Here is an 11,755-nt window from a genome sequence, read left to right on the forward strand (position 1 = left end):
CCTGATCCCGGCGCGTAAGCCCCGGGCGATTTTCACCAAGGAACGACAACCGAGCATCTGGTCACGCCTGTCAGGCGCGCCCTTTGTGCTGTGGGGAAAGAGGTATTGCGATGAACAAGGCGATCACCGAGGGGCTGGCTTTGATGCCGCCCGCATTTGTGGATGGTCTGGGTGTTTGGTCCAGCGGCAACGGCACATCCGGCACGGCGACTTATGCCGGGGCGGGCAACGCGGCGATTGTCGCGGCGGATCAGGATTTTGGCGGCTGCCTGGAGCTTTTGAAAACCCAGACCACCCAATACCTGCGCTGGATGGGGCAGGTGCCGGTGCAACCGGGCTGCTATCTGCGGATCCGGGCCAAGGTGAAAGCGGTCAGCGGCAACCTTCCTGCTGTGCGGATAGCTGCCACTCCGATCGATGGACTGGGCGCTGCGATTACCGGTCTGACCGAATCCGCGACGCCGGTCACGCTGACCTCTTACGGCGAGGTCGTGACGATCGAGGCGATTGTTGGCTCGGGCAACCGCACGGGCAATGACATGGTCTGGGGCACCGGCCCGTCCTTTGCCCATGTCGGTCTGGACCTGACCGGTCCCGATGGCGGCACGATCCGCATCGACGACATCGAGGTCGAAGACGCGACCGAGGACTTCCACCGCACGATGATGGACTGGATCGACGTGCGTGACTATGGCGCCATCGGGGACGGGGTCACCGATGACACGGCGGCCTTCGAGGCGGCGGATGCGGCGTCGACGGGCGAAGAGATTCTGGTTTCGGACGGCACCTATTATCTGGCCGACCACGTGACCTTTGAAAGCCGGGTGCGGTTCGAGGGGACGGTGACCATGCCTGTCGACAAGCGCCTGACCATGACGCGGAACTATGACCTGCCCAGCTACATCGACGCATTCGGCGATGAGGCCGAGGCGTTCAAGCGTGCGCTTGCGGTGCTGTTCAATTTCTCGGACCACGCGGGGCTGGACATGTGCGGTCGCCGGATCGAACTGGACGGCCCGCTGGACGTACAGGCGGCCGTGGCCAACAAGACCACCCATGCAATCCGTAAGGTCATCCGAAACGGCGAGATCGCGGCCAATGCCAACAGCAACTGGGATCTGGTTACAGCCAGCTCTGACGGGACTTATGCGACGTCCAACCCACTGCAGCTATCTGGTGTGGCGAATGTCGCCAATATCGAGGTCGGCTCTTTGGTCGAAGGGTTGGGCGTCGGGCGCGAGGTCTATGTGCTGGACAAGAACGTGGGTGCGCAGACGTTGACGCTTAGCAAGCCGCTGTTCGATGCGGTGGGGACGCAGCCATACACCTTTACGCGCTTCAAATACCTTCTGGATTTCAGTGGGTTCGCTTCGATCAGCCGTCTTGTGTTCGATGATGTCGACTTCCGATGCGAGGGCAGGGCAAGCGCTGTCATGCTGCCGCCCGCGGGCCTGATCCTGCATTTCCGCGATTGCTTTTTCACCAAGCCCAAGGACCGCGGGATCACCTCTATCGGTTCGGGCTGTCAGGGTCTTTTGGTGGACCGCTGCCAGTTCATCTCGAACGAACAGTCGGTGGACGCGCAGGATCGGACCTCTATCGGGCTGAACACCAACGCCAACGACGTGAAGCTGCGTGACAACCGGGCCGCGCGGATGGGGACTTGGGCCGTGATTGGTGGCTCTGGCGGAATCATCTCGGGCAACCACTTCTTTCAGGGTGACGACACCACGAACGGGTCACGCAAAGCGGGGCTGGTGCTGACCCAAAGCAACGTCAAGACGCTGGTCGTGTCGAACTACATCGACAATTGCTTTGTCGAGTGGACGAACGAGCATGACGATGATCCCGACCACAATAACGAGGCCAGTTTTGGCGGGCTGACCGTCACGGGCAATACGTTCACGGCCAATGATGTGGCCGCGTGGTTCCGCTGGTTCGTGATCAAGCCACATGGGTCGGGCCATTACATTCAGGGGCTGAACCTGTCGGGCAACGTGTTCAAGGCGTTGAACGGCAACGTGGACCGTGTTGAGGCTGTTGATACCACTCACGCGACGCTTGATCTGGGGCGGATGCGAAACTGTGTGGTCGAGGGCAACACGTTTAACGGGATTGACCAGTGGTGCATGAACCCGGTCAGCCTTGAGTTTACGCAAAGCTCTTTCCAACAGGTCTGGACCTGTGATTTCAGCGGGTATTTGCCTTTTGGTGGGCGAACGCGCCGGGTTCAATCGGTTGTGGCGGAAAGCGAGATTTTCAGCAGTTCGCTGCAAACCCTCTATGAGATGCCCTATGTCAGCACGTCTGAGGGCGCCTCGCAGGATCAGGTCACATTGCACTGGTCCAGCCCGTGCAGCGGGGCGGTCTATGTCACCACGCGGATGGACAACCCGACCTGATCGGCGGGCCGCTTAAAACTGCAGCCAGGTGCCAAGTTTGAGCCCCTGGCTGTTTTCGCCTGACAGCCCTTTGCGTAGGCCAAGTTCTAGATAGATGTCGGGGCGGATTTCATAGGTCAGCGACGGTGTGAAACGCGAGTAGAAGGTGTTGTCCTCGGTCGTACCATTCTGAAGCTGAAGGATCAGCTTGGTGTCTGGTCGCAGGTCCAACCCAAGGGTCAGGTCTGCTGTGCCTCGCGTCTGAAGGGCCTGCTGTTCTACTGATACCTCTATGTTGGTCCAGCCATGGCCAAATCGCGTCTGCAGCCCTTTGCCCCAAGCGACGGTGCTGCGCATTAATTGCTGGGTCAGATTGCCGTCCTGAGCTATTCCGACACCGAATTCCAGACTGAATTTATCGTCGCCTGAAGTCTTGAAGAGCGGCGTCCGCAGGGACAGAAGCGCCCGATTTTTATCGAAATTCTGGCTGCGACTGACCTCTCCGACCAAGGTGAAGCTCTTGGATAGCCCGTGTTCAAGATAGAGCTTTGAAAAGCGATCATCATAGCGATCCACGCTGTAGTCTTCGTGCTGCAGGATGATCAGAGTGTCCCCCTTGTCGCGCAGCCAGGCGCCGGCCTGAACGGGGGTGGCGGCGATCAGAAGGATCAAAAGGGCAGGCAGTCGAACCATGGCGGACCTCTGCCCGTCACTTTGCGCCTCATGTATTAATGCGCGATTAACCAACTTTGCCCCAAGTGCCGAAAAGAATCCGTGCATTTTGCGGTGCAGCATGTAATGCTGCGTTGCAGAAAAATCACGAGGGTCGAGATGGCTGGCAAAATCATTACCGTGGCACAGCAGAAGGGTGGATCTGGCAAGACGACTGTCACCGCCAACCTTGCGGTCGCGTTTGTGCGGCAGGGATTGCGCGTCGCGCTGCTGGACACCGACCCGCAGGGCAGCCTTGGCCGTTGGTTCATGACCCGGATCGAAGGAATGGACACCCCGGATATGGAGTTCTCGACTTCTTCGGCCTGGGGGGTCAGCTATGAGACCACGAAACTGGCAAGAGAGTTTGACATCGTCTTGGTCGACACGCCTCCGAAGGCCGACAGCGATCTGCGCCACGCATTGCGCGCGGGTGATATGGTTCTGGTGCCTGTGGCCTCTAGCCATGTGGACCTATGGGCGACCGAGGGTGTTCTGGAGCTGGCTGAACGCGCCGGGACAGGTGTCGCCGTTGTGATGAACCGGACCCGTCCGGGTACGCGGCTGAGCGCAGAGGTTTCCGAGGCAGCGGCAGATATGAGTCTGAACGTGATGGACACGGCGCTGGCCAACCGCGTGATCTATGCCGAGACATTGGGACAGGGGCAGGGCGTGCAAGAGGTCCGCAAAACCCCGGCGCGCGAAGAAATCGACGCGCTTGCTGCCGAGGTTCTGGCGTTTCTGAACGACTGATCTGAATCAAGGTGCGCTTTCGCCGTTTTTGCCACTCTGACAGGCAGAAAAGGAGGAAACGTCATGTATAAACATATCCTTGTTCCGATCGCGCCGGACCATAACCCGCAGACCGGTGAGGCCATGGAAATCGCCCAAAGTCTTCTGGCGGACGGCGGAAAAATTACCGCCATCACTGTGATTGAACCCATTCCCGGTTATGTGGCGACCTACATTCCCGAAGGAATGGCCGAACAACAGCGCGAAGACATGGTTGCGCAGCTGAAAGCCGATCTGGGTGGGGTCAAGAACGCGGATGCGCATCTTGTGACGGGCCACCCGGGTACTGTGATTGTCGACTATTCCAACGAGCATGGCATCGACTGTATCGTCATCGCGTCGCACAAGCCCGAGCTGCAAGATTTCTTCTTGGGCTCCACCGCGGCGCGGGTGGTGCGCCACGCACGATGTGCGGTGCATGTGATCCGCTAGGACGCAAAATCTTTTGACCAGAGGTGTTCCCCCTGCCAGACTGATTGCAGGGAGGACACCATGCCAAGCATTGATAAATCCACCAATTGCCAGACAGTTATCACGACATTCGAAACCACGCCCGGAACCTGTCAGGACCTGCTTGAAGCCCTGCAAGACGCCTATGGACAATTCATCTCGAAGCAACCCGGTTTCCTTGGGGCCGGACTGCATGTGAATGATGCTCAGACCCGGATCGCCAACTATTCGCAGTGGGAGCGACGGGAAGATTTTCAGGCCATGCTGCGCAGCGAAGAGATGCGCAAGCGTAACCGCGCAATCAACGAGTTGTGCAAAAGCTTCGAGCCCGTGATGTACGACGTGGCCGAGGTCTACTGAAGCTTCAAGGTCTTAACCAATCGTTCTAATTCGTTAAGTGCTTCGTTTGTAGGCGCTTGACTAAGCCTTTTTGAAATTTCTCGTACTTCCGAGTCTGGCAAGGCCCACCATTGTAGGTCGAGCAACCTTTTTATGACTTCGTCTGCAAACCTTTTTCTGATCAATTTGGCTGGATTCCCGCCCCAAATTTCATACGGTCCAATATCTTTCGTCACAACTGAGTGAGCTGCTACTACCGCTCCGTCCGCAATCCGCACTCCTGACATAATTGTTGTTCCCATACCAACCCAAACATCGTTGCCTATAACGACGTCTCCATTGGAACTTGGATGGCCTTCAATACCTTCACCCCCCAATGTTTCCTGGTTTATGTGCCCAAATGGGTAGGTGGTTATCCAGTCAGTTCGATGGTTACCACCGAGCATGATGGTAATGTTGGAGGCAATTGAACAAAAAGCACCTATACTCACCCTTGCACCTTCACCCCATTCCAACAGGTGAATGTTTCGCACGCCATATGTGTTGCGACCTACGGTTAAAAAACGTCTTTGCCGTTTATTCATAGGTGGCTCACATTTAACCTTTTCGTAACGTTTCGATCATCAGGGCCACGTTTTCCGGGTCAGCATCCGGTGTGATGCCATGGCCGAGGTTGAAGATGTGCGGGCCTTTGCTAAAGGCCTCGCGAATGCGCAGAACCTCGTCAACCAATGCCTGACCGCCCGTGACCATGTGGCTGGATGCAAGGTTGCCCTGAACGCAGCCATCAACCTGCACATGTTCCGCCGCCCATTCCGCAGAAACGGAGTTGTCCAAGGCCACACAATCAGCGCCAGTTGCCTTGGCGAAGCCGACATAGCCTTCACCGGCTTCGCGCGGGAAGGCGATGATGGGGATGTCGGGGTGAAGCACCTTCAGGGCCGCGATGATTTTCTTGGCCGGTTCCAGCGCGTATTTCGTGAAGTCTTCGCCTTTCAGTGATCCCGCCCAGCTATCGAAGAGCTTAACAACCTCGGCCCCGGCCTCGATCTGTTTGGACAGGTATTCGATGGTGGATTTGGTCAGCAGGTCCAAAATACCTTCGAAGGTCGCGCGGTCGGCCTGTTTCAGCGCATGCGCCGGACCTTGGTCCTTGGTGCCACGACCCGCGATCATATAGGTCGCGACGGTCCACGGGGCACCGGCGAAACCAATCAGCGTCGTCTCTTCGGGCAGTTCGCGCGACAGGATGCGGACTGTTTCGTACACCGGGTTCAGTGTCTCGTGAATCGCATCCACGGGATTCAGTTTTGCCAATTCCGCGGAGGTCGTCGTGGTTGACAGGCGCGGGCCTTCGCCGGTGACAAACCACAGGTCCGCCCCAAGCGCCTGCGGCAGCAGCAGGATATCGGCAAACAGGATCGCCGCGTCGAACCCGTAACGGCGGATCGGCTGCAAGGTCACCTCGGCCGCCAGTTCGGGGTTGTAGCACAGCGACAGGAAGTCGCCTGCCTGCGCCCGCGTCGCCCGGTATTCGGGTAAATAGCGCCCTGCCTGGCGCATCATCCAGATCGGGGGGACGGCCTGGGTTTCCCCGGCCAGCGAACGCAACAGCTTCTTGGTCATCTCTGCCTCTTCTTTCGGTCCTAAGGGTGGTCGCCTTGATGCGTCCCCATGTCAACCCATTGCCATGTTGTCAGCGCCGGGCGCGGCGATTAGAAGCGTTTGCATGGCAGATATTTTTCCTTCCCCGACCGATCCCCTTAAAATTGGGACACGTGGCTCTCCGTTGGCGCTGGCGCAGGCCTATGAGACTCGCCGCCGCCTGATGGAGGCGCATGGCCTTCCCGAAGAGGCCTTCGAGATCGTGGTCATCACCACGACTGGCGACAGGGTGCTGGACCGCGCCTTGAAAGAGATCGGGAACAAGGGCCTGTTCACCAAGGAAATCGAAGAGGCGATGCTGGACAAGCGTATCGACATTGCGGTGCATTCTTCGAAAGACCTGCCCAACGAACAACCCGAAGGGCTGATCGTGGATACGTTCCTGCCGCGCGAAGATGTGCGCGATGCGTTTGTGTCCTTCAAATACAGCTCGATTTCAGAGTTGCCGGAAGGCGCGACCGTGGGCTCTTCCAGCCTGCGCCGCCGTGCTCAGCTGGCAAATGTCCGTCCCGACCTGAAACTGGTAGAGTTTCGTGGCAACGTGCAGACGCGCCTGAAGAAACTGCAGGACGGTGTGGCCGAGGCAACTTTCCTTGCGATGGCCGGCTTGAACCGCCTGAATGCCCAAGACGTGCCCCGCACCGCGATCGAGGTCGAAGAGATGCTGCCTGCTGTGGCCCAAGGGGCCATCGGGATCGAGCATCGCATCGCGGATGACCGCGTCGCGACGCTGCTGCGGGCGATCCACCATACCCAGACCGGCCAGCGGCTGGATGCGGAACGGGCGTTTCTGGCCGGGCTTGATGGCTCTTGCGAGACACCCATCGGCGGTTTGGCAGAGCTTGACGGCGATACGGTTACCCTGCGCGGGGAAATCCTGCGGCCGGATGGATCAGAGCGCCTGGCAAAGTCCACATCCGGCCCCATCAGCGAGGCCAAAGAGCTTGGCGCGGCACTTGCAAAAGAACTGCGTGAACAAGCGGGCGACGGGTTCTTCGAGGTCGACTGACCCCTTTGCCGCCCTTGGTGGCCGCAGTCTCGGTCGCGGCTGCCTGTGCTGAGGCACTGAAAAGTTTCGTGGCAAAGGAAGATGTTATCTCCTAGGTTTTTCAGATGACCTTCTCTTGGCGTGTGACCTCTTTCATTCTGGCTGTTGTCCTGCTGGCACTGTTCAGTGCCGGGGTCTGGGTCTTTGCCTATCGAAATGCCGTCGACCAGATTTCCCAACGCGCTGACCTTGACCTTGTTCTTGCCTCTGACCGCCTGACCGGGCACCTGATGCGATACCGGGAGCTTGCCGTCGTCCTGTCAAGGCATCCGGTTCTGATCGCTCAGCTGGAGGGGAATGATCTGGCGCAGGAGACTGAACTTCTGTTGCGTTCCATGGCGGATATGACAGGCGCTTTCGCGATCAAGCTGGTCGATACGAACGGGAATGTCCTGCCGGAAACAGAGGTTTCCGATCCAGAGGAAACGGCTTTGGATCCCACACTCCCACCGCTGGCGCGGGCTTTGAACGGGGCCTTGGGCTTTGACAACAGGGTTCAACTTGCTGGAAGCGGGCTGAACCAACGAGTGTTTACCTTTGCCGCCCCGATTTTCAAAGAAGGGGGTCCTGCGATCGGAAGTGTCGTGGTCGACGTGGATATCTGGCTGTTCGAACAGAATTGGCCGACCTCTGCCGCTGCGATCTTCTTCACCGATACGCGCGGGCGGATATTTGTTTCGAACCGCAGTGAACTAGTGCTGACAGACAGGTGGTCGGATGAGGGCTATATCAGCCAACGCAAGATCAGCCATTGGACCGGCCATGAAACCTGGAAGCTAAAGGCAGGACCCTACCTGCCGGAAACCGCGTTGCATATCGAACGTGATCTGCCGGTCGTTAACATGAAGGGGTCGATCCTGATCAGCATTGCGCCTGCTGTTTCGGTTGCCCTTTCGGCAAGCGCGGTTGCCGCTGCGCTAGGCTTTGCCTTTGTTGCCTTCCTGTTTGTTGCCTCGGAACGGCGCCGCACGCTGGCCGAGAAACTGCAGATCGAGGAAGCCGCGAACGCGCGTCTGGAAGGGCGGGTTGCCGCGCGGACCAAGGCGCTGTCAGAGGTGAACATCAGCCTGCGCCACGAGATCAAAGAACGTGAAGATGCCGAGGCTGCCCTACGGCGGGCGCAGGCCGATCTGGTGCAGGCCGGGAAGCTAAGCGCGCTTGGTAAAATGTCGGCCGGTATCAGTCACGAGCTGAACCAGCCACTGATGGCGATCCGTTCATTTGCTGAGAACGGCCAGCAGTTTGCCAAACTCGGCAATACCGAGGCGATGGGCGATAACCTGTCGCGCATCTCGGAGCTTGCGCGGCGCATGGGGCGGATCATCAAAAACCTGCGCGCGTTTGCGCGGCAAGAGAGCGAACCAATTACGAATGTAGATCTGGCAGAGGTTGTGGATGCCGCGATCGAACTGTGTTCCGCCCGTCCCAATCGAAATGGATTGCAGATTGATTGGTCCAAGCCCGCGGACCCTGTGATGGTGCGCGGGGGCGAGGTTCGCCTACAGCAGGTGGCGGTGAACCTGATCTCGAACGCAATAGACGCAATGGATGGCATCGAAGACCAACGGGTCGAAATCGACATTCAGCAGGCCGGTGACATCGTCAGGCTGCGGGTGCGCGATACCGGGCCCGGCCTGAAAGAACCCGAGCGCGTGTTCGACCCCTTCTATTCGACCAAGAATGTAGGAGCTGCCGAAGGGATGGGGCTGGGCCTGTCGATCAGCTATGGTCTGGTGCAAAGCTTTGGTGGGGATATCCGTGGGCAGAACCACCCAGAGGGTGGCGCACTGTTCACGGTAGAGCTAAAGGCTGCGGAAGCTGAGAGAGAGGCATCATGACGCGGCAAGTTCTTCTGGTCGACGACGATTTGGCGGTGCGCGAGGCCTTGGGGCAAACGTTCCAGTTGGCCGGGCTCGAGCCGGTGCTGACCGGCAGCTATATCGAGGCCAAGGATCACATCACGAAAACTTTCGACGGGGTGATTATCAGCGACATTCGGATGCCGGGCAAAGATGGGTTCGAGCTGCTGACATATGCGCGCGGCGTCGATCCGGACCTGCCGGTCATCTTGCTGACCGGCGAAGGCGACATCCCTATGGCCGTGCGCGGGATGAGCGAGGGCGCGTTCGAGTTTCTGGAAAAACCCTGCGCGCCAAGCGAGATTCTGGCGATCGTCGAAAAGGCGCTGCGGACGCGGACCTTGGTTTTGGAAAACCGTCGTCTGCGCCGGATGGCAGAAACCGGTGACGCGGCTGCGCGTATCCTGATGGGGGACTCCGCCAAGGCGCATGACCTGCGAAACCAAGCCCGTCTGGCGGCAAGGACGCAGGCCTGGGTTCTGATCACGGGCGAACACGGCACGGGTATCTCCAAGGTCGCCGAGGTGATCCACCTTTTGTCCGGCGCCGCCATGCGCCCCTTTGTCAAATGCTCGGCCGCGGCGTTGGACGCCAGCCAGTTGGCAAAAGAGATCGAGAAGGCCGACGGCGGCACGCTGTTTCTGGACGAGGTGACGGGGCTAAGCCCGGCGCTGCAGAATGCGCTGTTGGAACGGGTCGAGGATATCCCTCGTTGCCGGATCATCGCAGGGACCCACCGCGATCTGGATTACGAAGTCCAAGAGGGGCATTTCATTTCGGATCTTGCGTTTCGATTGCAGGCGATCCGCATCGCCATCCCCGCGCTGCGCGAGCGGGCCGAAGATATCCCGGCACTGTTCCGTCACTATGTTTCACTGACCTGCGAGCAGGCCGACCTGCCAAAACCCGATATCCCGCAAGAGTATCTAGCCCGCATCATGGTCGAGAAATGGCCGGGCAATGCGCACGCCCTGATGAATGCCGCCATGCGCTTTGCCATGGGCTTGTCGGAACCGGTGGAAAACGAGGGTTTGGGCTTGGCTGAACAGATGGCGCAGGTCGAAAAATCCCTGCTTATCGACGCTCTTAGGCGCAATGACGGCGCCGCGTCGGCGACCGCGCAAATGCTGAAGCTGCCCCGTAAAACTTTCTACGATAAGCTGGCGCGCCATGGGATTCGTCCCGAGGACTATCGCAGCTGACTGTGTGGAAATCCGCACAGTGCTGAAATTACCCTGTGTGGAAATTCGCCCACCCCCTGTTTTCCGGCGCAGTTTTGACGTCCTGTGCCGACCCTTAGTTTATTGTAAATAAAAAGAAAAATTCGCCTCCAGAAGGGGCGAAAAGTTTTCTCTTGAGTGACTGGCCAAATATCGGGCGAACTAGAGATAGTTGCCCGGAGGGGGCAATGCGACATCAAAAAATCTCTGGGAGGAGAATATGAAGTTTCTCACCGCAGCCGCGACAGCTCTGGCGCTGTCCGTCACCGCGAACGCCGCGTCCGCCGCGTGCGACGCTGGTGAAATGGTCATCAAGTTCAGCCACGTAACCAACACTGACAGACACCCGAAAGGGATCGCAGCCACCCTGTTCGCAGAACGTGTGAACACCGAGATGAACGGCAAGGCCTGCGTCGAAGTCTACCCGAACTCGACCCTGTACAACGACGACCAGGTTCTGGAAGCCATGCTTCAGGGTGACGTTCAGATGGCGGCCCCGTCGCTGTCGAAGTTCGAAACCTTCACCAAGCAGTTCCGCATCTTCGACCTGCCGTTCATGTTCAAGAACATGGATGCTGTAGACGCATTCCAGAACTCGGACACCGGTCAGGCCATGAAAGAGTCGATGGTTCGCCGCGGCCTTCTGGGTCTGGACTTCTGGCACAACGGCCTGAAGCAGTTCTCGGCCAACAAGCCGCTGATTTCGCCGTCTGACGCGTCGGGCCTGAAGTTCCGCGTTCAGCCTTCGGACGTTCTGGTTGCCCAGATGGAAGCCCTGGGTGCATCGCCGCAGCCGATGGCCTTCTCGGAAGTTTATGGCGCCCTGCAGACCGGCGTTGTTGACGGTCAGGAAAACACCTGGTCGAACATCTACGGCCAGAAGTTCTTCGAAGTTCAGGACGGTATCACCGAAACCAACCACGGCCTGATCGACTACATGGTCGTGACTTCGGTTGACTGGTGGGAAGGTCTGGACGCTGACGTTCGTGACCAGCTGGCCACCATCATGCACGAAGTAACCGCTGAGCGTAACGCAGCCATCGGTGAAGTTGACTCGAGCAACCGTCAGGCGGTTCTGGACGCCGGTGGCGTTATCCGTGAGCTGACCGCAGAACAGCGTCAGGCATGGGTTGATGCAATGCTGCCCGTTTGGTCGAAGTTCGAAGCTGACGTAGGCGCAGACAACATCGCAGCCGCTCAGGCGTTCAACGCGTCCAACTAATACCACTCACAAGAACAGCCGGCCCCGAGATTTTCGGGGCCGGTCACTTTCCGGGCAAAGAGACCGGT

General features: G+C 58.6%; 11 protein-coding genes. 8 read left to right on the forward strand and 3 right to left on the reverse strand.

Annotated features, from left to right (window positions below; all coding sequences use genetic code 11):
* Positions 1–110: 110 nt before the first annotated feature.
* The gene (locus tag CLM58_RS06330) at positions 111–2,402 is read left to right on the forward strand and encodes a glycosyl hydrolase family 28-related protein (protein WP_095595083.1); all 2,292 of its coding nucleotides are present in this window, start codon (positions 111–113) and stop codon (positions 2,400–2,402) included.
* A 12-nt stretch (positions 2,403–2,414) separates the two neighbouring features.
* On the opposite strand, the gene CLM58_RS06335 is transcribed toward CLM58_RS06330, so the two are convergent.
* Entirely contained in the window at positions 2,415–3,074 is a 660-nt protein-coding gene (locus CLM58_RS06335) for a hypothetical protein (protein ID WP_095595084.1), read from the reverse strand.
* Between the two features lie 138 nt (positions 3,075–3,212).
* Between CLM58_RS06335 and parA the strand changes: the two genes are divergently transcribed.
* The 3 genes from parA to CLM58_RS06350 all read left to right on the forward strand — a co-directional run bounded on the left by parA (position 3,213) and on the right by CLM58_RS06350 (position 4,694).
* Positions 3,213–3,845, forward strand: a complete 633-nt coding sequence (parA, locus tag CLM58_RS06340; protein ID WP_095595225.1) for a ParA family partition ATPase — start codon at positions 3,213–3,215, stop codon at positions 3,843–3,845.
* 63 nt (positions 3,846–3,908) lie between these two features.
* Positions 3,909–4,316: a universal stress protein gene (locus CLM58_RS06345; RefSeq protein ID WP_095595085.1), complete on the forward strand. Its 408-nt coding sequence runs from the start codon at positions 3,909–3,911 to the stop codon at positions 4,314–4,316.
* 60 nt (positions 4,317–4,376) lie between these two features.
* Entirely contained in the window at positions 4,377–4,694 is a 318-nt protein-coding gene (locus tag CLM58_RS06350) for an antibiotic biosynthesis monooxygenase family protein (RefSeq protein ID WP_095595086.1), read from the forward strand.
* Here the strand turns inward: CLM58_RS06350 and CLM58_RS06355 are convergent.
* Together CLM58_RS06355 and hemE are read right to left on the reverse strand one after the other, a co-directional pair.
* Entirely contained in the window at positions 4,688–5,257 is a 570-nt protein-coding gene (locus tag CLM58_RS06355) for a CatB-related O-acetyltransferase (RefSeq protein WP_095595087.1), read from the reverse strand. The two genes, CLM58_RS06350 and CLM58_RS06355, sit on opposite strands and share 7 nt — an antisense overlap.
* 13 nt (positions 5,258–5,270) lie before the next feature.
* Positions 5,271–6,299, reverse strand: a complete 1,029-nt coding sequence (gene hemE, locus CLM58_RS06360) for a uroporphyrinogen decarboxylase (protein ID WP_095595088.1) — start codon at positions 6,297–6,299, stop codon at positions 5,271–5,273.
* 103 nt (positions 6,300–6,402) lie between these two features.
* Between hemE and hemC the strand changes: the two genes are divergently transcribed.
* From hemC to CLM58_RS06380, 4 genes are all read left to right on the forward strand, one after another.
* Positions 6,403–7,347: a hydroxymethylbilane synthase gene (gene hemC / locus CLM58_RS06365; RefSeq protein WP_095595089.1), complete on the forward strand. Its 945-nt coding sequence runs from the start codon at positions 6,403–6,405 to the stop codon at positions 7,345–7,347.
* Between the two features lie 104 nt (positions 7,348–7,451).
* Positions 7,452–9,224 (forward strand): sensor histidine kinase, encoded by a 1,773-nt coding sequence (locus CLM58_RS06370; RefSeq protein WP_095595090.1) that lies wholly within the window; start codon positions 7,452–7,454, stop codon positions 9,222–9,224.
* On the forward strand, positions 9,221–10,447 hold the full coding sequence (locus CLM58_RS06375) for a sigma-54-dependent transcriptional regulator (protein WP_095595091.1): 1,227 nt from the start codon (positions 9,221–9,223) through the stop codon (positions 10,445–10,447). The genes CLM58_RS06370 and CLM58_RS06375 overlap by 4 nt, the downstream gene beginning before the upstream one ends.
* Positions 10,448–10,685: 238 nt before the next feature.
* Positions 10,686–11,687: a TRAP transporter substrate-binding protein gene (locus CLM58_RS06380; RefSeq protein WP_095595092.1), complete on the forward strand. Its 1,002-nt coding sequence runs from the start codon at positions 10,686–10,688 to the stop codon at positions 11,685–11,687.
* The last annotated feature ends 68 nt before the right edge of the window (positions 11,688–11,755 follow it).

The sequence above is a fragment of the Actibacterium pelagium genome (assembly GCF_002285415.1).
In the GTDB taxonomy this organism is placed as follows: Bacteria; Pseudomonadota; Alphaproteobacteria; order Rhodobacterales; family Rhodobacteraceae; genus Actibacterium_B; species Actibacterium_B pelagium.